This is a genomic window from Phycisphaeraceae bacterium, assembly GCA_015709595.1.
In the GTDB taxonomy this organism is placed as follows: Bacteria; Planctomycetota; Phycisphaerae; order Phycisphaerales; family SM1A02; genus CAADGA01.
The window spans coordinates 958,988-984,693 of record CP054178.1; the positions used below are offsets into that span (position 1 = coordinate 958,988).

22 protein-coding genes and 1 tRNA gene are annotated in these 25,706 nt (G+C 65.8%); 16 read left to right on the forward strand and 7 right to left on the reverse strand.

Features of this window, described 5'->3' with window-relative positions:
- Positions 1-46: 46 nt before the first annotated feature.
- The 6 genes from HRU76_04070 to HRU76_04095 all read right to left on the reverse strand — a co-directional run bounded on the left by HRU76_04070 (position 47) and on the right by HRU76_04095 (position 6,443).
- On the reverse strand, positions 47-1,126 hold the full coding sequence (locus HRU76_04070) for a hypothetical protein (GenBank protein QOJ16810.1): 1,080 nt from the start codon (positions 1,124-1,126) through the stop codon (positions 47-49).
- Entirely contained in the window at positions 1,126-2,394 is a 1,269-nt protein-coding gene (locus tag HRU76_04075) for a restriction endonuclease subunit S (protein QOJ16811.1), read from the reverse strand. Before HRU76_04075 ends, HRU76_04070 begins: the two co-directional genes overlap by 1 nt.
- 13 nt (positions 2,395-2,407) lie before the next feature.
- Positions 2,408-4,054, reverse strand: coding sequence for an SAM-dependent DNA methyltransferase (locus HRU76_04080; GenBank protein QOJ16812.1), 1,647 nt, complete (start codon positions 4,052-4,054; stop codon positions 2,408-2,410).
- 13 nt (positions 4,055-4,067) lie between these two features.
- Positions 4,068-4,292 (reverse strand): helix-turn-helix domain-containing protein, encoded by a 225-nt coding sequence (locus HRU76_04085; protein QOJ16813.1) that lies wholly within the window; start codon positions 4,290-4,292, stop codon positions 4,068-4,070.
- Positions 4,293-5,087: 795 nt separating this feature from the next.
- On the reverse strand, positions 5,088-6,143 hold the full coding sequence (locus tag HRU76_04090) for a DMT family transporter (protein ID QOJ16814.1): 1,056 nt from the start codon (positions 6,141-6,143) through the stop codon (positions 5,088-5,090).
- Positions 6,144-6,370: 227 nt separating this feature from the next.
- Positions 6,371-6,443, reverse strand: a tRNA-Ala gene (locus tag HRU76_04095).
- Positions 6,444-6,660: 217 nt separating this feature from the next.
- Between HRU76_04095 and rpsD the strand changes: the two genes are divergently transcribed.
- Both rpsD and HRU76_04105 read left to right on the forward strand, forming a co-directional pair.
- Complete coding sequence (gene rpsD / locus HRU76_04100; protein QOJ16815.1) at positions 6,661-7,260, forward strand: 30S ribosomal protein S4; 600 nt, start codon at positions 6,661-6,663, stop codon at positions 7,258-7,260.
- 73 nt (positions 7,261-7,333) lie between these two features.
- On the forward strand, positions 7,334-9,298 hold the full coding sequence (locus tag HRU76_04105; GenBank protein QOJ16816.1) for a hypothetical protein: 1,965 nt from the start codon (positions 7,334-7,336) through the stop codon (positions 9,296-9,298).
- Between the two features lie 99 nt (positions 9,299-9,397).
- Here HRU76_04105 and metG read toward each other — a convergent pair whose 3' ends face one another.
- On the reverse strand, positions 9,398-9,802 hold the full coding sequence (gene metG, locus HRU76_04110) for a methionine--tRNA ligase subunit beta (protein ID QOJ16817.1): 405 nt from the start codon (positions 9,800-9,802) through the stop codon (positions 9,398-9,400).
- A gap of 359 nt (positions 9,803-10,161) precedes the next feature.
- On the opposite strand from metG, the gene HRU76_04115 reads away from it, so the two are divergent.
- The 14 genes from HRU76_04115 (at position 10,162) to HRU76_04180 (ending at position 25,705) form a co-directional block, all read left to right on the forward strand.
- Complete coding sequence (locus tag HRU76_04115; GenBank protein QOJ16818.1) at positions 10,162-10,803, forward strand: hypothetical protein; 642 nt, start codon at positions 10,162-10,164, stop codon at positions 10,801-10,803.
- A 196-nt stretch (positions 10,804-10,999) separates the two neighbouring features.
- A complete protein-coding gene (locus tag HRU76_04120) occupies positions 11,000-12,235 on the forward strand; it encodes an aminopeptidase P family protein (protein ID QOJ16819.1) in 1,236 nt (411 codons plus the stop codon).
- Between the two features lie 169 nt (positions 12,236-12,404).
- A complete protein-coding gene (locus HRU76_04125; GenBank protein QOJ16820.1) occupies positions 12,405-13,109 on the forward strand; it encodes a DUF1579 family protein in 705 nt (234 codons plus the stop codon).
- 109 nt (positions 13,110-13,218) lie between these two features.
- Positions 13,219-14,082 (forward strand): 3-hydroxybutyryl-CoA dehydrogenase, encoded by an 864-nt coding sequence (locus HRU76_04130; GenBank protein QOJ16821.1) that lies wholly within the window; start codon positions 13,219-13,221, stop codon positions 14,080-14,082.
- Between the two features lie 158 nt (positions 14,083-14,240).
- Positions 14,241-15,398, forward strand: a complete 1,158-nt coding sequence (locus HRU76_04135) for a Fic family protein (GenBank protein ID QOJ16822.1) — start codon at positions 14,241-14,243, stop codon at positions 15,396-15,398.
- Between the two features lie 34 nt (positions 15,399-15,432).
- The gene (locus HRU76_04140) at positions 15,433-16,503 is read left to right on the forward strand and encodes a ChaN family lipoprotein (GenBank protein QOJ16823.1); all 1,071 of its coding nucleotides are present in this window, start codon (positions 15,433-15,435) and stop codon (positions 16,501-16,503) included.
- Positions 16,504-16,527: 24 nt separating this feature from the next.
- The gene (locus HRU76_04145) at positions 16,528-17,745 is read left to right on the forward strand and encodes a thiolase family protein (GenBank protein QOJ16824.1); all 1,218 of its coding nucleotides are present in this window, start codon (positions 16,528-16,530) and stop codon (positions 17,743-17,745) included.
- Positions 17,746-18,266: 521 nt separating this feature from the next.
- Positions 18,267-19,394, forward strand: coding sequence for a hypothetical protein (locus HRU76_04150; protein ID QOJ16825.1), 1,128 nt, complete (start codon positions 18,267-18,269; stop codon positions 19,392-19,394).
- 3 nt (positions 19,395-19,397) lie between these two features.
- A complete protein-coding gene (locus HRU76_04155; protein ID QOJ16826.1) occupies positions 19,398-20,714 on the forward strand; it encodes a fibronectin type III domain-containing protein in 1,317 nt (438 codons plus the stop codon).
- A gap of 12 nt (positions 20,715-20,726) precedes the next feature.
- Positions 20,727-21,458, forward strand: a complete 732-nt coding sequence (locus HRU76_04160) for a hypothetical protein (GenBank protein ID QOJ16827.1) — start codon at positions 20,727-20,729, stop codon at positions 21,456-21,458.
- 3 nt (positions 21,459-21,461) lie between these two features.
- The gene (locus HRU76_04165) at positions 21,462-22,382 is read left to right on the forward strand and encodes a hypothetical protein (GenBank protein ID QOJ16828.1); all 921 of its coding nucleotides are present in this window, start codon (positions 21,462-21,464) and stop codon (positions 22,380-22,382) included.
- Positions 22,379-23,428 (forward strand): hypothetical protein, encoded by a 1,050-nt coding sequence (locus HRU76_04170; protein QOJ16829.1) that lies wholly within the window; start codon positions 22,379-22,381, stop codon positions 23,426-23,428. Before HRU76_04165 ends, HRU76_04170 begins: the two co-directional genes overlap by 4 nt.
- 103 nt (positions 23,429-23,531) lie before the next feature.
- Positions 23,532-24,947 carry an efflux RND transporter periplasmic adaptor subunit gene (locus HRU76_04175; GenBank protein ID QOJ16830.1) on the forward strand — a complete coding sequence of 472 codons (1,416 nt, stop codon included), beginning with the start codon at positions 23,532-23,534 and terminating at the stop codon, positions 24,945-24,947.
- Positions 24,944-25,705: an ABC transporter ATP-binding protein gene (locus HRU76_04180; protein QOJ16831.1), complete on the forward strand. Its 762-nt coding sequence runs from the start codon at positions 24,944-24,946 to the stop codon at positions 25,703-25,705. The genes HRU76_04175 and HRU76_04180 overlap by 4 nt, the downstream gene beginning before the upstream one ends.
- The last annotated feature ends 1 nt before the right edge of the window (position 25,706 follow it).

Below are 25,706 nucleotides of genomic sequence, written 5' to 3' on the forward strand. Positions count from 1 at the left end.
CTGCGCCATGGCGCAACCGAACACGCGCCGAACATCCGAGGGTTTTCTACAGAGCACTTCGTACTGAGTTGATGTCGTCCTCGCGAGCACGCGTGTTGTAGTATGACACTTCGTCCTGGAGCGCGGCCTCGAATGCGGCTTCGTCGATTTGAAACTGCTGAATGTACTGCGGCGAGCGTTTCACTTCGATCTTGGCGACTCTCAGTTCTTCGTCGAGTCGCTCGGCAAACAGAAGCAGGTCTGATTTTGTCCTTCCTTCGCGTCGGGCCTCCATGACAATGTCACCACGGCCACTGACCGAGTCGATGTGCGCAGCAGCTCCGCGGAGCACCCGCTCAAGCTCCACTCGAGAGTGCGAGAATGTGGCGACGCTCGCGCCGAGCCGGAGAAGAAGATCAATCAGGGCTTCGGCAGCCGCCTTTTTCGGCAATCCCTCAAGTCCGAGTCGTCGAACGAGGAGGGGCGTGTCGAGGTAAAACGTCACTCCCTTGTACGTCTTCGGCACGCTCTGGAGGTCTGGGCACAGCAGTGCATTCGCAAGCATGTGCCCCTGGACGAGGACCAAGAAGCTCTCGAACCGCTCAGGCGACGTCCTCTGCAGGTGAACGACATACTCGCTGACAAGTACGATGTCAGCACCGTGACTCCCGGTGGTCGGAGGAATCGCTGTTCCGCGCAAGTAAGCGCGGAGACATGGAATGTCGAACTCGGAAAGAAAGGCACAGACTGCGGTTACGGCCTCGTCGTCGCTGCCGAAGGGCCTTGGGGTCTGCTTCGAGAAGTCGACGAGGTCCGAGACAACCGCCTGAATGTGGCGGACAGCATTGGCCTTCTGTAAAGCGATGCCCGGGTCAGGAATCGTGCCCGTGATGTGGTAGATCCCTGTGTCGCGGCGGATGTGACCATTCCGGGTCAGTCGGCGCAAGATGATCTGGACGGCGCGGTCGGGAATCTCAAGACCAAACTGGTCTCTGAGATGATCACGGACACTCGCGTCGGTCACTGGCTCGGCCGGATGGTCCACCAGCACCTGAAGAACGAACGGCCGCAAGTAGTCGAGGTAGTCCTTCCCCTGGTCGATGTTCACCTTGAGCATCGCTAGGCTGGTGAGTGTCGCGGTTGACATCACGACACCTCCCTAATCGCCGCTTCGGCCTCTGACACCTCGACCTCGCCGCTCAAGAGTTTCGGCAGCAGCGTGTCACGCAGCCGTGCAAGCGTCCGAGCCTGCCGCAAGGCGTTAATGCGGCGACCGATGGCGGTCCCGAGAATCTCGGTCGCAGCCAGCATGAGCTTCTCGGGAGGCACCGCGAGCTTGGCGTTGGTGAGATGGTGCCGCTGGATGTGCCCCATCGTCGTGGCCTTATCCGCCGCGATGCGCTGGAACTCTTCGAGGTGGTGCTTGGTCGCGTGGTAGTAGTACCACTTCGGGTACTTTGCCGACGTCACCTTGAAGACGTGCTGGTTCAGCACGCCTCGCCCGTTGCACCAGATCGTGACGAGCAGGCTGCCAGACCACGAAAAGAGAATGTCGCCGTCGTTGATGATGTACTTGGCAGCCACCTCCGCCGTTGCGCGATCGGAGTTCTCGGTGATCCCTTGCCGCAGCTCGCGGATCTTGATCACCGGTAGCGACGTCTTGCCCTCTACAGCCGGATACTTCTGGCAGGCAAGGCCGTTCAAATAGTCCGCGATCTCATCGAGAGATTGCACCGCCCACTCATCGGGGATCTCGCCAAGGTCGGACTCCACGAGGCGGTCGGGGAAGAGGGCAGCGAGCGGGGCGGGCAGGCCGCCGGCGGTGGGGTCGCCCGCGGCCTTGGTCCGGACGGGGTCGAAGTCGATGAACCACGACTTGAACAGCGCCTGCGCCATCCGCTCCAGCGTCCGGTTCATCCGCCGGTTCAACTCGATCTTGTCATCCAGCGAGCCGAGGATCGCTGCGATGCGACGTTGGATGCCGATCGGTGGAACGATAACCTCGAAGTGTGAGAGCGACTCTGCCGGCACGCGCTGTCTGCCGGAACTCCCGGTCATTTGCGAGATTGCATACTGCCGAAACGCGGGCCACTTCGTGAGGTAGTACGCGAAGTCATTGTCCGTTACGCCGCTGCGGCCACGGATCACGATGAATTCCGTCGATCCGAAGCCAGGACTGGTGGTGTCGATTGGGCGAAACCTCGCAATCTTGCCGTTCTCAAGGCACGGCGTGATCCTCGCCATGAGCGTGTCGCCTGCCGCGAATCGGGACCCGCCGCCATCAAGCACGCGGACTTCAGACTCATGGACTGATCGGGAGTCTGGATCGACGGCCGCCATTTCAACGAAGGGATATGTCGTGCCCTTCTTGAGGGGTACGTGTGGATTGACGCTCACGGCGTCAGTGAACGACATGGGGCGCCAGCCATCATTCGGCATACCCAATCGCCTCCAGGTTTTGCCGAATCTTCTGGTCCAGGTCCTGCGCCTCGGCCATCTGCTCGAAGAGTTCCGCCGCGAGTTCCGCCATCTTCTCTTCGACCGGCGTGTCGTCGTCCTCGATCTCCTCGGCACCGACAAAGCGGCCGGGGGTCAGGACGTGCCCGTGCGCCTGGATCTCCTCGAGCGTGGCGGACTTGCAGAACCCCGGCACGTCCTCGTACTTGCCCGCTCCCTCTTCGCCGCGCCAGGCGTGGTACGTGCGGGCGATCCTGTCGATCTCCTCGGCGGTGAGTTCGCGGTGAGTGCGGTCGATGAGGCGGCCCATCTTGCGGGCGTCCATGAACAGCGTCTTGCCGGGGCGGGCGCGGAAGCCGCGCTGCTTGTCGGCGGCCTTGCTGCGTGTGAGGAACCACAGGCAGGCGGGGATCTGCGTGGTGTAGAACAACTGCCCGGGCAAGGCGATGATGCAATCCACCAAGTCGTGCTCGATGATGGCCCGGCGAATCTCGCCTTCTCCGGAGGTGTTGCTCGTGAGCGAGCCGTTGGCCAGAACGAAGCCCGCGGTGCCGTTGGTGGCGAGATGATGGAGGAAATGGAGAATCCAGGCGTAGTTAGCGTTGCCGCCATCGACGGTGAACGTCGAGCCGTCCTTGCGTTTGCGCTCACCACCCGGGGGGAGCGAGAACTGGGCGTTGCCAGCGGACTGGTCGAAACGCCGCCAGCGGGCGTCGTTCTTCACTTTGGAGTAGCCCCAGTCCTCCATGTTGAAGGGCGGGTTGGCGATGATGTAGTCGGCGCGGAGGTCCGGGTGCGCGTCCTGAAGAAATGAGCCGCCCTCGTTCCACCGAACATCACCATCGATGCCGCGAATGGCAAGGTTCATCTGGCAGAGTCGCCAGGTGGTGTAGTTGGACTCCTGGCCGTAGATGGCGATATCGCGCTTGGCCTTCGTGCCGTTACCGTTGCCGGAGGCGTGGGCGGCGACGAACTTCAGAGCCTGAACGAACATGCCGCCGGAGCCGCAGCAAGGGTCGAAGACGCGGCCCGTGTACGGCTCGAGCATCTCGACAAGCAGCCGGACCACGCACGAGGGCGTGTAGAACTCGCCGCCGCCCTTGCCCTCCTTCTCGGCGAACTTGCTCAGGAAGTACTCGTAGACGCGGCCGAGCACATCGCGCTGGCGACTGGCCTTGTCGCCCAAGCCGATCGTGGCGATCAGGTCGATGACCTCGCCGAGGCGACGCTTGTCGAGGGCGGGGCGGGCGTAGTCCTTCGGAAGAACACCCTTGAAGGCATTGTTCTCACGTTCAAGGGCAGCCATCGCGTTGTCGATGAGCGTGCCGATCTCGGGGCGCTTCGCGTTCTTCTGCAGGTAGTCCCAGCGAGCTTCTGGCGGCACCCACGGGATGTTCTCGGCGAGGTACTCGTCCTTGTCCTCGGCGTCGGCGTGCTTGTCGGCCGTGAGGGCAGCGTGCTTCTCGAGGAAGGCGTCGGAGATGTACTTGAGGAAGATCAGACCGAGGACGACGTGCTTGTACTCGGCGGCGTCCATGTTGCCGCGGAGTTTCTCGGCGGCCTGCCAGAGGCGGTCTTCGAAGCCGAGGTTCGCGGAAGGGGTGTCGTTCTTGGCCATGCGGTGAGTCCAATCAATGGCGGCGGGCGCGCGGCGCCGGGCGATCCTGTGAGAGCCAGTTGTCGATGGTCTGACGCCGGAACCGCCAGTGCTTGCCGACCTTCTGGCCGGGCACCTTGCCGTCCTGCGCGAGTTTGTAGAGCGAGGACTTCGACACCTGGAGGTGGGCGGCGAGGTCGTCGATGGTCATGACGGCGGACCGAGCGGCCACAGGCTTGCCAAGTCGAGTCCGGGGCATGCGTGCCATGATAGAGGATTCTGGCCCGCCTGGGGGAGGTCGGTCTGGGGGTGGCGATCCCGGCGGTGACGGCCCCTCTGGTTTCACCCGATGAATTGCTCGGGTCTTGGCACCTGAACGGACACCAAACGGATGGGGGCGGACAACCTGCCAGACCCACTGAGCTGCTGTCGCATATGGTACCCTGCACTCGCTTGAGCACCGGAGCGGACGACGGACCGTCCCCTGTGGGTCACCAGCACGGAGGCAACGCCATGTCCCTGAATGAACTCGCCGCAGCGGCTTGTGAACTCCGCGATGTGCTCAGACGGCATGAGATGTCCAACCTGACGATCGCAAGCCACGACCACCCCGCTCTCCAACTGGCGAACGCCCTCGCCGACCTCGACCTCTCGGCACGGAATCGACGTTTTCTTCCATGCGATGGAGCCCGCCGCCCGGCGCGGTGTACACCGCGCAATCCGCCGAAATCGAGCCAAAACCGCGCCAAGGAGTAAAACCCTTGCAATCCACAAACCCACACGTTATAGTGGTTTGCGCGTTCTGGACGTCGGCCTGGACGGAATGGCATGCAAGAGGTCGCCGGTTCGACCCCGGTCAGCTCCACTTCCATCATCGATACCGGGTACGACCAGGCGATCGTGACGATCACCGATGCACTGACGAAGAAGCGCCGCGACTTCCGGCTCGGCTCCCGCATCGACCCCGAGATGAACATCGACCGGGACGGCGATGTGGACTCGATGATCACCGACGATGGGGCAGGTGCTTCCCGCGACACGCCTGTCCCGTTGGTCACCCCCCGCTCTCCCCTTCCGCGATCGCCAGCGGCTTCTCCAGCGACGGCTTCCTGCGGCTCATGCGGTACTGCACGCTCAGCATCAGCATGGCGCCGGTCACGGCCACGCACCCGCCCACCCATTGCCAGGGAGTGAGCACTTCGCTGAAGAGGGCCAGCGAGCCGATCGCTACCAGGAATGGCTGCAGTTGCAGCACGCCCGCCGTCACCGCCACGCCCAGCCGGGCGATGGCGATGTAGTAGAACACGTGCCCGATGGCGATGCCGATCAGCGCCGACACCAGCAGCACCAGGAATCCGTCCGCCCCCAGCGCGAAGACGCTCCACCCCGCCTCCACGCCCAGGAAGAGCATCAGCGCCACCAGGGCGGCGGCGGTGTACTGGCAGATCGCGGCGAAGGCGATCACGGGGTTGATGCCGTCCATGTACTTGCGCACGGCCAATCCATAGCAGGCGAAGAGCAGCCCGCTGAGAATCGCCAGCGTGACGCCTTCGAGGTGAGCCGCCCGCGTGCCGCGCTCGACCCCGGTGGCGGAGGCGGCTTCCACCGTTGCGGCAAGGGTCCGCACGGCGTCACCGTTCCCATCGTTCGCGCCGTCGAGCGCGATCACGGCGATCATTCCCGCCACGAGCAATCCCGCGCCCAGCAGGTAACTGCGGGTGCGGATGATCGCCCGTTCCTTCGGAAACAGCAGCCACGCGCCGATGGCCACGAACAGCAGCTGGCTGCGCAGGCCGAACGTCAGCAGACCGGGGTCGATGCGGTAGTGCGCCCAGGTGAAGCACACCTGTCCCGCCGCGTTGACCGCGCTGGGGATGAGCGCGGCCCGCCACAGACCGGGCGGCAGAGCCCGCTTGAATGCCACGACGATCAGAACGGGCAGCCACACCAGCGCGCTGAAGCCGTAGCGCCAGCCGTTGCTGGTCCAGAAGTCGATCGACTCGGCGAAATGCCGCAGGAACAGAGGCACGCTCGACCAGCCGACCAGCGTCAGCACCACGGTGATGACGCCGAGGGCGAGCGAGGGCGGCGCGTTGGCGGGACGTGACATGGGTCCGTGATGAAAGCCGGTCAGACGGGGAAGTCGATGGGGCCAGTGGGAGGCGTGGGTCTGAGGACTGAGGGTGGCAGGTGGGACGCCGGCCCCGCTGGCGCCGGCCTCACCGGAGTTTCCAAATGGCTCAGTCCCCGGTGCTCAGGGCCGGCGCCCAGTACCCAGGCCTGACGCCCCCACTCAACGAACAAGGCCCGCGTCATCCGACGCGGGCCTGTCGCCAATGGAGCAGATGAGGCTCGAACTCACAACCTCCGCATTGCGAACGCGGCGCTCTCCCAATTGAGCTACTGCCCCGCTGAAACCAGCATCATCGGCCCGTGGCGGCGGTTCCGATGAGTTCCTGATGCTAGGCGGGAGTGGTTCGAGGGGCTACCGCGCCCAAGGGCTGTGAGGGCGGGCTCCTTGACTTCCCCTCGTTTGACTGATTTACTGCCACCCTGTGAGGTCGCCCGAGTCGGCAGGCACGGGCGGTTGCTGTGTTTCGTTTCGTGAACAGTGAGGACAGTCGCGCATGGCCAGGTACTTGGGGCCGAAGGTCAAGCTTTCCCGTCGCGTCGGCGTGCCGATCATGGACGTGCCGAAGCACACCGCCAAGCGTCAGTTGACGCCTCCGGGGGTGCATGGTTTCCGCGGTCGAAGGCCCAAGGACTTCGGCATCCGCCTGACCGAGAAGCAGAAGCTCCGGTATCACTACAACGTGCTGGAGCGTCAGTTCCGCAAGTACATGGCCGCCGCCGCCCGCTCCAAGGGCAACACCGGCGAGCGTCTGCTGCAGCTGCTGGAGCGCCGTCTGGACAACGTCATCCGGCGCGCGGGTCTGACGCGCACGATCTGGGCCGCCCGTCAACTGGTGGTGCACGGCCACGTGCTGGTGAACGGACGCAAGGTCGATCGCCCCAGTTACAGCGTCGAGGTGGGCGACGTGGTGACGGTGAAGCCCAAGGTCGAGAAGCTGGTGCGTGAGAACATGGAGTCGATGGCTGGACACATCGTGCCCGGCTGGATCGACTTCAACCCCGCCGAGCTGACCACCCGGGTGATCGCCATGCCCACGTCGGACCAGATTCCGTTCGAGGTGAACACCAACCTCATCATCGAGTTCTACCGGTAATCCGCCCTGGTCTCCGCGGCGGGCTGGTCCCCGGCGGGGGTTGATGGCGGACTCCGGCGCCCGACACGCCGCCATGATTCGACTCTTCCGCAAGTACAAGAAGGTGATCATTCTGGTCGGCCTGCCGATCCTGCTGATCATCTTTCTGATTCCCGGCGCGATTCACGAGATCGGCAACTACACCGCCCGCCAGGGGCGTACGGTGGCTTCGTTCACCGCGCTGACGGGCGAACGGGTCACGGTCAACGCCGCCCGGTATGAGGAAGCCCAGCGCGATGTGGCGGTGCTGATGAAGGGGCTGCCGATCCCGCCCAGCTACCTGCTGCAGATCGGGCTGGTCGATCGTCCCGAGCACTGGCTGCTTCTGCTCCATGAGGCGCGGGCGCACGGGCTGCAGGGCGGTCCGGACGACGCCCGCATCGCCGCTGAGCAGCTTGCCGAGCAGATGGCCGGATTCACCAACGCCGAGAAGCCCGTGCCGTGGGAGGACATGGTGCGTCAGCTGGCCAACGGCGCGGGGGTCAACGGCGCCGCGGTGATGGAGGCGCTGACCAATGCCCGGGCGGTTCGACGCCTGCTCGAGTTGTACGTCGGCTCCAGCCGCCTGTCGGACCGTCGGATCAAGCAGACGGCGGAGCGCATCCTGCAGGGCATCGACGCCCGCATCGCGGTGGTCGCCGCCGACCCGTCCAGGGAGACGGACCTGCCGGAGCCGACCGAAGAGCATCTCCAGGCCCACTTCGAGAAGTACCGTGACGTGGAGCCCGGCTCCGGTGAACAGGGCTTCGGCTACCGGCTGCCCAATCGCGTGCGGCTGGAGTGGCTGACGATTTCGGCGGAGAAGATCCGGACCGCGCTCAACCGCGATGACCGCATCGACCGGCTCGAGCTGCGCAAGTTCTTTGTGCGCAACAAAGGTCAGTTCCTCGTGCCGGGCGCGCCCGCCGGGCATGAGCCGACGTTCGAGGAAGTGGAATCGCGCGTCCGCGACGCGTATGTGCGCCAGATGACGGAGGAGCGGATCACGGAGATTACGCGCTTCGTCGAGGCCGAGATCGTGCGGCGCCTGCGCGATCTGAAACGCGACGGCGTCTACTACGCGCTGCCCGAGGACTGGGCCGATCGACGGCTGAAACTGCACGAGATGGCGGATCAGATCGCGGCGCAGTTCAACGTGGGCACGCCGGACTACGACCGTCGCGGCGACGTATGGTTCGCCCCGCGCGAGTTGGCCGCCCTGCCTGGCATCGGCGGCGCGACGACCGACCGCTTCGGGCGCGCCCTCGGCCTGTCCGACCTGGTTCCGGCCCTCAAGGAGTTCGGCGGTTCGCTGGAGATCACGCTGCAGACGGGCGTCATCGGACCCGTGCTGCGGGGTCGCGATGGATCGGTGTACTTCTTCCGCATTCTCGAAGCCGACCCCGCCCGCGCCCCGGCGACGCTGGACGAGGTGCGCGACGTGGTCGTCGCCGACCTGAAGCGACTGGCCGCCTATGAGCGACTGGCCGGACGCGCCGAGGCGCTGCGGTCCGAGGCGGCGCGGGGCGGCATCGACCGCTTCGCCCGCACGCGCGACTCCGTCGCCATCCCCTACCGCAACATCGGGTACGCGCCCGGCGATTCCCAGCTGGTGCAACTGTACCGTCGCAACAACACCGAGCTGCTGCCCCCCGTGGGACGCGACGAGGCGGTGCTCAACGCCGTGGTCGAAAAGGGCCGCGCCCTGCTCAACCGCCTGCTGACCGATCGGCGGACGATGGAGGATCTGTCGCTCGACGACCTGACCTTCGTGATCCCGGCGCCGAACCGGCTGGCGATCGTGGTGGGTCAGTTCACCGACCTGCGCCCGCTGGTGCGCGAGGAACTGGCCCTGTATTCGATGCCGGTCATGGAGATCATCGTCCGCGATGAGATGGGCGAGCAGGGCGCGGACGTGTTCTCGTTCGACTCCATGCGCCGCCGCTACAAGCTCGACATGGGCGCCGACGGCCAGCCAGATGACGACCCGGACGCGGCCGATGCGACGACCGCATCGTGACGCCCGCCCCGCCAGAGGTCCGGCGCCGTCCCGTCAACCCGGTGAATCCGGTGTTCTTCGATCGTCGGGAAGTAAACGCCGCTTCCCTGTCTCACGCGCTCAACTGACCACCGAACCGGCGGGGAGCGGCTTCTCCAGCGTGAGGATCACCACGGTGCGACCCTCGTCAGGCGCGGCGCCGTCCTTGGGCGCGTCGCTTCCGGCCAGAATCATGCCCTGGCTGATCTCGCCGCGAATCTTGCGCGGCTCCAGATTCGCCACGATGATGACCTGCCGCCCGATCAGTGACTCGGGCGTGTACCACCCGCGAATCCCCGCGCACACCTGACGCCCCGTCGGGGAACCGTCATCCAGTTGAATCTTGAGCAGTTTGTCGGCGTTGGGGTGCGGCTCGGCGTGCTTCACCGTCGCCACCCGAAGGTCCAGCTTCATGAACTCCTCGAAGGAGATCGTGGGCTTGGCGGGCGGGGCGACCGGGGCGGGAGTGGCGGTCACTTCAGACATGGGGCTTCCGTTCGGATCGAGGATGTGAGAACGTGAAATCGCGTGGTCCGAGCCAACAATAGGTGGTCGGTGCGTTCGATTCACGCCCGGATCGATGCAGGTGATCTCTGACCTGGCGAATCGTGGGCAGCAAATCGCCTGGATTCTCCATTTTTGCCATTTTCATGGCATGGGCAGGGTTCCTCATTGACTGTTTTCTTCTTGGTGGAATCACCCATTTCTGATATGCTGAACAGGATGAGTGGCCGTTCGGGGGTCGAGGGATTCCGGGCAATCGATCCGCACTGTCCACCCATGCTTCCGGGGTGGCGGCCGTGCGCTGTCACGGCGTGATCGAGGTTCCCATCGAGGAGGAAGCAATGAAGCGTGCGACAATCTGTGCAACCGTACTTGGGCTTGTGCTGGCGCCGGCGGCGATGGCGGACATTCTGCTCGCCAACCCCGGCCCCGCGAATAACGGCGGCTCACCCAACTGGGCGATCTTCTTCGACCTGGAAGCGGCGGGCAGCTCGCTCTTCGTCACTCACATGAAGACGGCGAGCACCGCTGCCGCCAACTCCAACTTCAACGTCGAAGTCTTCACCCGCGTCGGCACCGCGCTGGGCGGCGGCGTGGGAGGCGGCGCGGGCAGTTCGTCCGCCGGGTGGACCTCGCTTGGCACCGTCCCGGCGACGCAGGGTGGAACCAGCAGCGGCATCTCGCTGCTGATCGACATCCCCGACATCCTGGTGCCCGCCAACTCGATCGTCGGCGTGGCGGTGCGATTCACCGTCGCCGGGCCGCGCTACTTCGGCACCGGCACCCCGCCCTACAGCATCTACCAGGATGCGAACCTGAAGCTGACGACGGGCGATGCCCGCTCGGCGCCGTTCACCACCACGGGCAGCTTCTTCGCGTCACGCGCCCTGGTGGGCGAGCTGCACTACGAGTTCGTGCCCGCGCCGGGCGCCATGGCGCTGCTGGGCGCGGCTGCGTTCATCGGTCGCCGCCGGCGCCGCTGAACCGCGCATAACCGGATCGTTCCCGATCTCTCCCCGCCGCGGGCCTCATCGGCTCGCGGCGGTCTTTCATGGGCGGGTTCGCGCCTCGCTCCGGACCGCCGCGCCGAGGCAGTTGCCGGGCCACGGGCCGGGTACACTGCACGCTCACGCCCCGTTCACGCGCACCCATCCACGCCTCGTCCACCCGGAGACGCCCATGCCCGCACCGTCGATTCCGCTCAAGGAATACGCCGCCCGTCGTCAGCAACTGCTTCGACGGCTGGATGGCGCGGTCGGGCTGGTGTTCGCCGGCGACGTCTCTTCGCACCTGCCCGGGCCGTGGCGCCCGCACCCCAACTTCGAGTACCTGACGGGCATCGCCGATGAACCCGGCGCCGCCCTGCTGCTGGAGCCGAGGAATCCCAACCCCGCGCGACGAGCCGTGCTGCTGCTGCGGCCGCTCAACCCGGAAGTCGAGAAGTGGGACGGCTACCGGGGTGAGATTTCCGCCGCGCTCAAGAAGAAGTACGGCTTCGAGACCATCCACCGCATGGACTCGCTGCCTCGCTGGCTACGACTGGCCGCGATCCGGTCGAAGCGACTGGCCCTGCTCCACCCGCCGGCGATGCACACGCAGCCGATCACGCCCGACCTGGAGGTCTTCCGCAAGGTCGTCGAGCGCATCCCCGGTGCGAGCATCGTCGATCAATCCGATCTGCTCGCCTCGATGCGGGCGAAGAAAAGCCCGGCGGAAATCGGCATGATCCGACACGCCGCGTCGATCACCGCCAGAGGGTTCGAGGCCGCCCTGAATACGCTGCGGCCCGGCATCACCGAGTTCGACGTGCAGGAAGCCATCGAACACGCCTACAAGTCGCACGGGTCGCGCGGCGTGGGCTACGGCACCATCGCCGGCGCCGGGCTCAACAGCACCGTGCTGCACTATCACGCGAACAATCAGCCCCTGGCCGACGGCGACCTGATCTGCATCGACTCGGCGGCGTCCTACGGCGGGTACACGGCGGATGTGACGCGAACCTACCCGGTGAACGGGCGTTTCACCAAGCGGCAGCGCGCCATTTACGACATCGTGCTCAAGGCCAACCTCGCCGCCATCGCCCGCACCAAGGCCGGCGCCACGATCGCCCAGATCGACAAGGCGGCGCGCGATGTCATCACCAAGGCGGGCTACGGCGACTTCTTCATCCACGGCATCGGCCATCACGTCGGATTGGAAGTCCACGACCTCACCCCGGTGCTGGATGAGCGCCTGCCGGAGGGCGCGGTCATCACCATCGAGCCGGGCATCTACATCCCCGACGAGAAGATCGGCGTGCGCATCGAGGACGACGTGGTCGCCACCCGTCGCGGCCCGAAGGTGCTGACCAGCGGAATCGTCAAGCGCGCAGATGACATCGAGCAGGCGATGGCGAGGACTCGTTCGCGGCGGTAATGGATGATGAATCAAGCGAGCCGCGACCGTGAGGGAGCGGTTGCACCGTGCCCCGCGTTGGCTGACTTGGATCGAGATTGCGCCACGCTTCCCGGACGGCAGGGAGTGAATCCCGCGGCCTTCCGGCCCGTACGATTGCCTGCACGCCCGACGTTTTGCGAGAATCCCCTTGCCGCACCACAGCACCACTCGGATCGGGTTCGGACTTCTCTGCCTCGCCGCCGCCACGCTCGCCGGAACCGCCATGCCCCACCTGTCGGGCACATCCGCCTCGGCCCGCCAGGATGCCCCGATGACTCCACGTTCACCTGCCCAGGGCGGAGAGACCAGCCCCATGCCCGACGCGATGAAACGACTCGACCCCTTCATGGGTGAGTGGACGGGAACCATCACCTCCCCAGGCGCCCCCGGAGCAGATGGCGCCCCCGAACGCGTCCTCCCCATCCGCTGGACGACCCGCCGAGTGTTCGACGGCCGCTTCGTGCAGTTCGAGTTCCGCAGCGTGGAGCCCAACCCGCAGGGACGATACGTCGAGTGGATCGGGCTCTTCACCTTCAACCCCGAGACGAAGCAGTACGAAACGATCTGGATGAACAGCGCCATCCGCCGCGCGCCCGATCGCTTCATGGACGGGCGGCTGATCTTCTTCGAAACGGGCACGTTTGACGAGACGGGCAGGGTGCTCACGCTCATCTCCAGGCAGCAGCGCGGGCACGACCAGCCGGAGACCACGGTCAGGTCGATCTTTGAGATGCTCGGTCCGGACGCGTTTCGCGTCACCGATCAGGAACTCATCGCCGAGACAGGCGAATACCGCACATTCGGCGTGTTTGAGTTGAAGAGGCAGGCGGCGACGGGCGCGCGGGCTGGTTGACGGCGAAGGACGGTCGGGAGCGGACCGCCCGATCGCGGAAATCCCCCCGATTGGAGCGGCCCGCGCGGCGGTCTACGATGCCGTCCCTCAGACCGTGGAGACCCAGCACATGACCGAGATCAAGAGCATCGCCGTGATCGGCGCCGGAACGATGGGCTCCGGCATCGCCCTCACCGCCGCCCTGAGTGGGCTGAAGGCGTACCAGATCGACGTCAGCCCGCCGCAACTGGAGAAGGCCCGCGGCTACCACGACAAGACGCTCGCCCGCATGGTCGAGAAGTCCAAACTCACCGCGCCGGAGGCGGAGCAGACGCGCGGACGTATCACGTACCACAACCAGATGAAGGACGCGGCGGCGGCGGACTTCGCCATCGAGGCCGCCAGCGAGAACGTGGACCTGAAGAAGAAGATCTTCTGGGACATGCTGCAGACCTTCCGCAGCGAGGTGGTGCTGGCCACGAACACCTCGTCGATCTCGATCACCGATCTCGCCGCCAGCGTGGACGTGGCGGCCCCGCGGGTGATCGGCATGCACTTCTTCAACCCCGTGCCGGTGATGAAGCTGGTGGAGGTGATCCGCGGGCTGGAGACCAACGACGTCGTGATGCACATCACCACCGAACTGGCCAAGAAACTGGGCAAGACCCCCGTCCCCGCCAACGACCGGGCGGGCTTCGTCTCCAACCGCGTGCTGATGCCGATGATCAACGAGGCCTTCTACGCCTGGATGGAAGGCGTCGCCGAGCCGGCGGACATCGACCAGATCATGATGCTCGGCTGCAACCACCCCATGGGCCCGCTGCGGCTGGCCGACTACATCGGGCTGGATGTGTGCCACGACATCATGATGGTGCTGCACCGTGAACTGGGCAGCCCGAAGTACTTCCCCTGCCCCAAACTGCGCCAGCTGGTGCGGGCGGGGCGGCTGGGGGACAAGACGGGGGCGGGGGTGTACGAGTATCCCAAGAAGTAGTAGGCGTTTTCTGGTTGTCCACCACATCTGGGTCGCAGCTCAAGAAGATTGACAGCGTAATCGAGTTGAGTATCATTCCTGACGAGCAATCGTTGGTTGAGTGACAATCGACTCAGGGGTATCCTGTGGCTCCAAGAACGAAGTCGCCTGGAGCGTTCGTGCCGATCAGCGAGAGCCCGCCGAACGCCTTGGCTCTGAGCGGTCGCCCCGGCACCCTTCGTGCCTTCGTTCCCGACCCGCTCCCGCCGGAGTTGGACGCAGCGTCCTTCGTGCGGCTCACCGATGCCCTCGTACGAGCAGAACGAGCGCTGGGGCTGCTGGAAGGGAGTGCGCGGCGATTGGCGAACCCGCACATTCTGATCGGACCGTTCGCGCGAAAAGAGGCGATTCGCTCCTCCGGCATCGAGGACACCTTTGCGGACATCGAGGAGGTCGTGCGTGTTGAAGCCGACCTCGATCGACACACGCGACGAAACGATGCGGTTGAAGTGCGAAACTACGTGCGCGCGCTGGAGCAGGGCCTGCGGTCGGACCTGCCGATCTCGCAGCGACTGATCCGCGAGTTGCACTGCACCCTGCTGACAGAAACGCGCGGCGCAAACCGTGATCCCGGCAACTACCGACGTTCACAAAACTTCATTGGCGGGGGCGGCGCTGTACGGTTTGTCCCACCTCCAGCCAATCGAGTGCCCGACCTGATGTCGGATCTGGAGAGGTTCGTCCATGACACGCGCATCGAACTCCCCCAACTCATCCGGATCGCATTGACGCACTATCAGTTCGAAACGATTCACCCATTTCAGGACGGAAACGGGCGCGTCGGACGGCTGCTCATCACCCTTCAACTTTGCGACGGAGCGCGACTGACCAAGCCCTTGGTCTACGTCAGCGGGCATTTCGAGAAGCATCGTGCGGAGTACTACGATCGGCTTCTCGCTGTCAGCATGGTGGGAGACTGGGTCGGGTGGATTCTGTTTTTTCTTGAGGCGATCGAATCAACTTGTCGCGATGCCCTCCGGCGGTCCGATGATCTGCTCCAACTCCAGCAGGAGTACCACGCACGCGTTCGAGTGCCACGCGCCTCAGCCCTTCTTCCAAAAATCATCGATCAGTTGTTCGTTCAACAGTGGCTGACCGTGTCCGTGGTGTCAAGGGAGTGCGGAATCACTCCACCCGCTGCGACTGGGCTCATCCGGAAACTCGAAGCGGTCGACATCATCCGGGAGGTGACGGGCGCGAGGTATGGCCAAACGTGGTTTGCTCCGGGGGTCATTGACATCATTCGCCGGGAATACGACGATGTGCCACCCGCCTGATCCTTTGCCTCTGTCGAACTCGCTCAAGGGACGCATGATCTTCCGCGCCATCGCCGCATTCCTGTCCATCCTCCCCCTTTCCGGTTGTACACGGTGGGCGGGTGATGACACCTTCATCCTCGACGGCCGCACCGGCGAGCGGCTGACGTGGGAGGCCGTGCTCGATCGTGCCGCCGACGCGGATGTCATCGTCCTCGGCGAACTGCACGATGACAACGCCGGCCACGCGCTGCAGCAGCGCTTCTACCGCGATGCGCTGACCCGCTGGCCCGGCGCCGCGCTCTCCATGGAAATGCTCGATCGGGCCGATCAGGCGGCGACCGATGATTACCTCGCCGGATACATCGACCGTGACCAGTTCATCGAGGCCACCACCAACACGCGCTGGCGGAAGATCGCCCAGGACTATCTCGCGGGCACGATCGACCGCACCCAGTTCGAGCAGCGCATCCTCCGCATCGGCTGGCCGGAGTGGGACACCAACTACCAGCCCATGATCGACGCGGCGAAGGAGGCCGGCGCGCCCGTCATCGCCGCCAACGCGCCGTGGGCGCGGTACACGCGGCTCATCAACGCCACGGACGAATACGCCGAACTGGCGGCGCTCTCACCCGCGCAGGCGGCCCTCATCGCCATTCCCACGCAGGTCCACACCGGCGCCTACCGGGCGCGATTCTGGCAGGTGATGGCAAATCGAGCGGAAGGCGAAGCCCCCCCACCCCCCCCGCCTCCGCCGCCCGCGCCGACACCGGCAACCGGCGACGCCGCCGCTCCTCCCGCCAACCCCCATGCCGCACCGCGCGGCATGACCGACCCCCAAGTGCTCGACGGCTACCTCAAGCAACTGCTCTACGACGCCACCATGGCGGACTCCATCGCCCGCGCGCTCGCGTCGGGGCGCATCACCAAGGTTGTTCACCTTGTCGGGCAGTTCCACTCCGACTTCGAGGGCGGCACAATCCTTGAACTCCGCGCCCGCCGACCGGGCGTGCGCGTGCTGAACATCTCGCTGGTGCGCGACGACTTCAACTCGCTGCGCGAGGACGACCGCGGCCGGGCGGACATCATCATCCGCACCAGCGCGGCCGCGGCGGATGCGAACTGACGGCTTCGCCCCATATGATCCGCCATGTCACGACGAGTCGCCGTCATCGCCGCGCTTCGCACGCCCGTGGGCCGCTACGGCGGCGCGCTCGCGTCCATTCGCCCGGATGACCTGGCCGCCCACGTGATCCGCGCCGTGGTGGCGCGGTCGGGCATCGCCCCTTCGCTCATTGATGATGTCTACCTCGGCGCCGCCAACCAGGCGGGCGAGGACAACCGCGATGTCGCCCGCATGGCCGTGCTGCTCGCCGGCCTGCCCGACAGCGTGCCCGGCTGCACCGTGAACCGGCTCTGCTCATCGGGTCTCGAAGCCATCAATATCGCCGCCCGTCTCATCGAAAGTGGCCACGGCGATGTGATGATCGCGGGCGGCGTCGAATCCATGACCCGCGCGCCCTTCGTCTTTCTCAAGCCGGAAAGCGCGTTCGACCGCACGCCCCCCGCGGTCTTCGACACCACCATCGGCTGGCGCTTCACCAACCCCCGGCTGGCCGCGATGCACCACCCGTATTCGATGGGCGAGACCGCCGAGAACGTCGCGCGGAAGTACGGCATCACGCGCGAGGAGCAGGACCGCTTCGCCTTCAACAGCCAGATGAAGTGGAAAGCCGCGCACGAGCAAGGGCTGTTCGGCGATGAGATCATGCCGGTGGAGATCACCCAGCGGAAGGGCCCTCCCATTGTGTTCGACACCGATGAACACCCACGGCCCGACACCACGATGGAGGCGCTGGCCAAACTCCGCCCCGCGTTCGCCAAGGACGCCGCCGGGGGCGGCACCGTCACCGCCGGCAACGCCTCCGGCGTGAACGACGGCGCGGCCGCGCTGCTCCTCGTCGAAGCCGACACCGCCCGACGGCTGGGGTTGAAGCCCATCGTCTTCGTCGGCCCGAGCGCCACGGCCGGCGTGGACCCGGCGATCATGGGCGTCGGCCCCGTGCCCGCCACGAAGAAGGCCCTCGCACGGGCGCGTCTGACCATGTCCGACATCGAGTTGTTCGAACTCAACGAGGCCTTCGCCGCCCAGTCGATCGCCTGCATCCGCGACCTGGGTCTTGATGAGTCTCGCGTGAACGTCAACGGCGGCGCCATCGCCATCGGCCACCCGCTGGGCGCGAGCGGCGCGCGCATCGCCACCACGCTCATCCACGAGATGCGGCGACGCAAGAGCAAGCACGGCGTCGCCGCCCTCTGCGTGGGCGTGGGCCAGGGCGTGGCGACGGTGTTTCATGGGGTGGAGTGAGGCGTTTCAACGCGGAGGTGCGGAGGGCGCGGAGGACAGTCGCAGGGTGCGTGCCAACGCACCGCGACGGCGTCGATCGTGCACGAGCGGCGGGTTGCGCTCGCCCCCGGATACTTCTGCCAACGGCAGATTGAGATGAACACGCGCGCGGCGGCCGAGTCGCGACGCACGTGACCGGCCTTCTCACCGGCGCCGTCCGCACCGCGCGAATCCCCGCTCGAGACGCGCCTTTCCTTTCTTCCCACGCGCGTTTGCCAGCGCCCCCGGAAACAATCCCAACGCCCCGGATCGGGCGGTTCACGGGACAGTGCGGGGATGCGACCGCCTCGACGCGCAGTCTTCCATCCTTCTCCGAGCCCTCCACACTCCCACCCCTGGGGCGAACCCTCGCGCCTGCTTCCCCTGGCACGGTCCGGGGGCTCGCACTGGGCGGGGTTTTCGTCTACACTGGTCGCCCCGATCCGCCGGCAAGTCGCCTTTCGGGCGACGCCGCTTGTCCTTCAGGGAGGCAGTTTCCGCGCATGGCTCAGGCATACACACCAGGATTGAAGGTCGCCCCCAAGACCACACACCGCTGCCGGCGGGTGCTGCCCATTCCGGGCGAGGTGCTGGTGAAGCAGGGGCAGACCGTCGGCCCGCGCGACGTGGTGGCGGAAACCTTCATGCCCGGCGACATCACGCCGGTGAACCTGGCCAATCTGCTTTCCGTCCCGCCCGAGGACGTGCGCGGCTGCATGATCAAGAAGGAAGGCGATACGGTCAAACTGGGCGAGCCGATCGCCCGCACCAAGGGCATTTTCGGGCTGTTCAAGAACGAGTGCAAAAGCCCGGCGGAAGGGACCATCGAGGCCATCTCGGACGTCACGGGGCAGATGATCATCCGCGGGGCGCCCATCCCCGTACAGGTCCTGGCCTACATGGCGGGAACCGTCGTGGAGGTGATCCCGAAGGAAGGGTGCATCATCGAGAACGACGTGTCCTACATCCAGGGCATCTTCGGCATCGGCGGCGAGACCTTCGGCGTGATCAGGCCCGCCTGCAAGGATCACACGCAGGAACTCACCGATGACCTCATCACCCCCGACATGAAGGGGTGCATCATCATCGGCGGGGCGCGGATGACCGACAAGGCCATCGCCAAGGCCCGGAGCATCGGGGCGGCGGGCGTGGTGTCGGGCGGCATCGACGATCAGGATCTCAAGGAGTTCCTCGGTTACGACCTGGGCGTGGCTATCACGGGCAGCGAACGGATGGGCGTGACGCTCATCATCACCGAGGGCTTCGGCGAGATCGCCATGGCCGAACGCACCTTCCAACTGCTTCACGCGCTGGCGGGCAAGGAGGCGTCGATCAACGGCGCCACGCAGATCCGCGCGGGCGTCATGCGCCCGGAGGTCATCGTGCCGTGGACGGCGGACGTGGCGGCCCCCAGGGGAGGACCGCAGTACGAGGAAGGGCAACTGGCGACGGGTCGGCCGGTTCGCATCATCCGGGACCCCTACTTCGGGCTGATTGGCAAGGTGGCGTCGCTGCCGCCCGAGCCGGCGGTGCTGGGGTCGGGTTCGAAGGCCCGGGTGCTTGAAGTCAAGCTCGATTCCGGGGAAAGTGTGACCATTCCGCGGGCCAACGTGGAACTGATCGAAGGGTAACCCATGCGGATCAAACGCCGGAACGTGTCACGGAGGCGGCTTCTCGCCGGGCTGCTGGCGGCGGGCTTGGGAGCCGTCCCGACCCTCGCCCAGGGCGAAGCGCCCCGTCCGCCCTCGAACGTGGCCGCCGTCGACGCCCCGTGGGACAATGGCACGAAGATCAACCTGACATGGTCGGCCTCGCCGGACGAGGCGGGCGTGCGCCACTACGAAGTCCGCCGGGCGATCGCGTCCATCGGCGGCAACCGCGTGGCGACGCCGGTGTTCGACGTGGTGGCCAAGGTGCCCGTCAACAACGGGAACGGCGGGACGTACGCCTTCACGGTCACCGACCTGCCGTACGAGATTCGCAAGCGCGACTTCAAGAATTTCCCCTCGCTGGAAGGTGCGCAGGCCCTGCTTGACACGGGCCGACCGACATTCCGCCCCACGTTCCTCTTCGAAGTCGCGGCGGTCGGGAAGGACGGAGCCGCGTCCGCCGCAGCCCGCCTGTCGGAGCCGATACAGCCGATCATGCAGTGGTTCGACGGCGGTCGGTTCTACTTCCTGCTCACACTGATCGTGTTCTGCGGCGCGGTGCTGGTGTTCATCGTGCTGGCGCGCGGGGGCAAGCCGCTGAAGGTGCGCAAGATCGCCGGGCTGGAGGCGGTGGATGAGGCGGTGGGCCGGGCCACGGAAATGGGCCGGTCGATCCTGTTCATCCCCGGCATTCAGGACATGAACGACATCCAGACCATCGCGGGCATCAACGTGCTCTCGCACGTGGCCCGCACGTCGGCGGAATACGACGCCAAGGTCGAGGTGCCCACCAGCCGCTCGCTGGTGATGACCACCGCCCGCGAGACGGTGCAGAACGCGTTTCTCGCCGCCGGACGACCCGACGCCTACAACGAGGATCTGATCTACTACGTCACCGACGAGCAGTTCGGGTACGTCGCGTACCTGCAGGGCATGATGGTCCGCCAGAAGCCGGCGGCGTGCTTCTACATGGGTTCGTTCTTCGCCGAATCGCTGATCCTGGCCGAGACTGGCAACTCGATCGGCGCCATCCAGGTGGCGGGCACCGCGCAGCCGGCCCAGTTGCCCTTCTTCGTGGCGGCCTGCGACTACACGCTGATCGGCGAGGAGTTCTTCGCCGCCTCGGCCTACCTGTCCGGGTCGCCCGAGGAGCTGGGCTCGCTCAAGGGTCAGGACGTGGGCAAGGTGATCGTCGGCGTCGGCATGCTTCTCGGCGTCGTCGCATGGACCCTGGCGGCCATGACCGAGAGCGAGTTTCTGCAGGGAATCGTGGACTTCATGCGAGGCACGCTGCTGGTTTAGGAACCTCCCACCATGAAACGCACCGCACCGCTCATCATCATGGCGATCGGGGGCTTCGTCCTCATCTTCTCGTTCTTCATTCCGTGGGCGCAGAACTGGGGCGAGGTGGTGGGGATCTGGTTCAACATCCTCGCGGGCATCGCCTTCATCCTGGGCGGGGGCAACCTGCTCAAGATCCACCTCAAGAAGATCTCCGACCGCAAGGCGGGGTACGGGTATTCGATCATCTGCCTGGCGGCCTTCCTCGCCACGCTCGCCGTGGGGCTGGGCAAGATCGGCGTCAATCCGAACCCGCAGTATCCCGCCTACGGCTGGTCAGGCGACTATCGCGAGCTGGGCAGCCCCTTCTGGTGGTTCTACGAGTACGCCTTCAAGCCGCTCACCGCGACCATGTTCGCCATGCTGGCGTTCTACATCGCCTCGGCGGCGTTCCGGGCCTTCCGCGCCAAGAACATCGAGGCGGTGCTGCTGCTGGGCACCGCGTTCGTGATCCTGCTGGGGCGCACGTTCGCGGGCGTGCTGCTGACCGCGTGGCTGCCCTCGGCGCCGGCGCAGGACCCCACGTTCTTCCAGCTGCTGATCAACTACCTCAAGATCGACAACATGACGGTGTACATCATGAGCGTGTTCAACACCGCCGGGAACCGCGCGATCATGATCGGCATCGCGCTGGGCATCGCCAGCACTTCGCTGAAGGTGCTGCTGGGCGTGGACCGGTCCTACCTCGGATCGGGAAAGGAGTAGCCCATGGCCGCTGACGCCACCAACCAGGCCGGGCCGGGCGGGTTCGACCTGTTCACGTTCCTCAAGACGCTGGATCGCCGCTGGATCTTCCTGCTGATGTTCCTCGCGGTGGCGGTGCCCATTCTCTTCCAGTTGAAGTTCCCGGAGAAGGCCTCCGGCCTGGCCGAGGCGGTGTACAACGAGATCGAGGCGCTGGAGGAGGGGGACAAGGTGCTCCTCGCCTACGACTTCGACCCCGCCAGCGAGGGCGAACTGGGGCCGATGGCCACCGCCTTCGTGCGGCACTGCGCGGAGAAGAAACTCAAGATCTACTTCATGGCGCTCTGGCCCGTCGGCCCGCAGATGATCGACGACGTGATCAACGACGTCATCAAGACCGACTTCCCCCACATGGTCTACGGCGAGGATTACGTCAACCTCGGCTTCAAGACGGGCAACGAGGGGGTCATCCGCGTCATCGTGACCAACCTGCGCGAGTTGTACTCCACCGACGCCGCGGGCACCAACCTGGGCCAGATTCCCATGATGCAGGGAATCGAGAACATCCAGGCGATGAAACTCATCATCAACGTGTCGGCGGGATACCCCGGCACCAAGGAGTGGGTGCAGTACGCCGCCACCCCCCACCGCATCCGCCTCGTCGCCGGCTGCACCGGCGTGCAGGCGCCGCTGCTGTACCCCTACATTCCCAACCAGCTGCCCGGACTGCTCGGCGCCATCAAGGGGGCGGCGGAGTATGAGAAACTGGTGCTGGACAAGTACGGCAAGCGCAACGCCGCCGGAGAACTCGTCGAAGACCCCAAATACCTCAAGGGCATCAAGCGCATGGGCCCGCAGCTCATCGCTCACGTGCTCATCATCCTGCTCATCGTGGCGGCCAACGTGATCTACTTCGTCGAGAAGAAGCGGGAGGCCCGCGCATGAACCGCGAGTCGATGATCTTCACCGTTCTGCTGGTGGTCGGCGCCGTCTGCCTGCTGGTCAACGGACTGGTGCGCGGCGCCGGCGCCTCGTACGTCAAGGTCACCAAGCACGAGTTCGTCCAGGTGGTCGATCCCGCCTCCGTCGACGGCAAGCCGACGTGGATGCCGATCGCCGTCGCCCGTGCGAAGGGAATCGCCAATCTCCCCGCCGCGGGCAGCCCGGACCATATCACCTGGGATTCGGAGTCCTCCATCACCAAGCGCACGCACGACCAGGAGCGCCTGACCGCGCCGAACCCGGAACAGTACCGATTCTCCCTGGCCCGCACCGCGGGCGTGTGGGCGGCGGGACTGTTCACGCTCGCCATCTTCTCCTTCCTCTACCGCGACAACCCGCTCTACAAGGTCGCGGAAGCGGTGCTCGTGGGCGTCTCCGCCGCCTACTGGATGGTCGTCGCCTTCTGGGACACCATCGTGCCCAACCTGATCGGCAAGCTCTCGCCGGACACCGTGCAGCAGTGGGCGATGCCGGGCCTGGCCGAGGACCGCAACCTGTGGTACCTCATTCCGCTCGTGCTCGGCGTGATGCTGCTGTGGCGACTGGCGCCCAAGGGCAACTGGATCGCCCGATGGCCTCTCGCCTTCATTATCGGAACCACCGCCGGATTGCGCCTGGTCGCCTACATCCACGGCGACTTCCTGGCCCAGATTCGCAACGGCATCCTGCCGCTCTACGTCGAGGTCAACGATGCGTTCAACCTGTGGGAGTCGGTGAAGAACCTGCTCATCGTCTTTGGATGCCTGGTGTGCCTGGTTTACTTCTTCTTCTCCGTCGAGCACAAGGGCATCGTGGGCAAGACGGCCCGCGTCGGCATCTGGGTGCTGATGATCACCTTCGGCGCCGGCTTCGGCTACACCGTCATGGGGCGCATCGCACTGCTGGCGATCCGGCTCGAGTTCCTCTTCGACGACTTCCTCTGGCTGATCGACCCGGAGAACAAGCGCGCCATGCTGATGCCTCTGCTGGCGTCGTTCGGCATCGCCTGATCGCCGAATCCGGTCCGCGACGCTGAATGGTCTGACTCCCCGCTGAAACCCCGGTCGGGTGCAGCCCAATAATGGAGCATCCCGGGGGGCCTGGGGCTGCAGCGTGAAGATCATCATCGGCGTGATTGTCGGCTTCGTGGTGCTCGCAATCGGCGGGCTGGCGATAGCCGGCTTTGTGTTCAGGGACCACATGACGTTTCTCGCCAGCGCGCCCCGCGCCACCGAAGTGCGGGTCGAAACGGTCGCGGCCCGCGAACTGATCGAATCGGTCCCGGCGCCGGGCGAGATCGAACCCAACACCAAGGTGGACATCAGCGCCACCGTGGTCGCCGAGATCGTCGCGCTGCCCTTCCGCGAAGGCGACCTGGTGAAGAAGGGCGACGTGGTGGTGCGTCTGGACGATCGCGAACTCACGGCCCGGCTGCTGGGGGCGCAGGCGTCGCTGGAATCCACCAAGGCCAATCTCGAATCCGTGCGAGCCAGCCGCGCCCGCACCCAGGCGCAGCTGCTCGAACAGCAGGCGCGGCACAAGGGCGTGCTGACCACGCTGGAGTTCGCGGAGAAGAACCTGCAGCGCAAGCGTGAGCTCCACGATTCGGGCGACATCCCGCTGGCCGAACTCGAGACCGCCCAGGAGCGCGTGCGCGAGGTGCTGGCCCAGATCGACGCCTCGAACATGCTCATCGCCGCAGCGGAAAGCTCGCTGCAGGCCGCTGACGCCCAAATTCTGCAGGCGGAGGCGGCGGTGCGCCAGGGCGAGGCGGAAATCCGCCTTGCCGAGGAAGCGCTCCGCAACACCATCATCGCCTCGCCCATTGACGGCAAGGTCACCAAGCTCAACGCCGAGGTGGGCGAGCGCGTCGTCACCGGCACCATGAACAACCCCGGCACGGTCATCATGACCATCGCCGACCTGTCGCGCATGAAGATGATCGCCCGCGTCGCCGAGGCGGACGTGGCCAAGCTTCAGACGGGGCAGAAGGCGCGCGTCACCATCGAAACCTATCGCGACACCGTCTTCCACGGCGTGGTGGACCGCATCGCCCTGCAGCGAACCACCGCCAACGACGGAACCGGCTTCTTCGAAACGGAGATCATGCTCCGGCTCGACGGGCGCGAGATCCGCTCGGGTCACGTGGCCAACGTCGAGATCGAGATCGCCACCCATACCGGCATCGTGGTCCCCAGCCAGGCGGTGGTCGAGCGGGCCGTCGAGGATCTCCCCATCGAGGTGGTCGAAAACAACCCCCACGTGGACCGCAACAAGAAGACCATTCGCGTCGCCTACCGGGTGGTGGACGGCAAGGCCGTCGCCACGCCCGTGCGCGTCGGCCCCAGCGATCTGACCCACACGCTCGTTCTCGGCGGACTTGACGCGGGCGACGTGATCGTGACGGGTCCGTACAAGGTGCTGGACAAGATCAGGCATGATGAGCGCGTGGTGGACCTGACCACGCTGCCCCGCAAGCCCGCCAGCGGCGCCGCCGCGGGCGGCTCAACCGGCGGATCCGCGTCATGACCATCCGGATCCGCCAGATGCGCAAGACCTATCGCGTGGGCGTGGAGCGCATCCACGCCCTGCGTGGGGTTGACCTGGATATCGAGAAGAACGAGTTCGTCGCCATCATGGGCGCTTCCGGCTCAGGCAAGAGCACGCTGATGAACATCCTGGGCTGCCTTGATCGCCCCAGCGCGGGGGAGTATCACCTGGCCGGACGCCGCACCGACCGCATGAGCGGCGCGGAACTGGCCCAGGTGCGCAACGAACTGATCGGGTTCGTCTTCCAGTCCTTCGAGCTGCTACCGCGCCAGACCGCGCAGAAGAACGTGGAGCTGCCGCTGGTCTACGCCCGCGGCGGGTGGCTCAACCGACGCAAGCGCGCCCGCGAGGCCCTGGACCGGGTGGGCCTTGGCGAGCGCGTGCGCCACCGACCCAATCAGCTGTCCGGCGGGCAGAAGCAGCGCGTCGCCATCGCCCGCGCGCTCGTCAATCGACCCGCCATCCTGCTGGCCGACGAGCCCACCGGCAACCTCGACTCGCAGACCACCGCCGAGATCATCAACCTGTTTCAGGAGCTGCACGCCGAGGGGCAGACCATCATCCTCGTCACGCACGAGGAAGATGTGGCCGCCGCCTGCCAGCGGATCATCCGTCTGCGCGATGGCCAGATTCTCTCCGACCTGCCCCGCGCGCAGGATCCCGTTCACCTGGAGCACATGAAGCGCATGGTGCATGCCGCCCCGTTCGCGCCGCGTTCCGTCGCCGACTCCGCCTGAC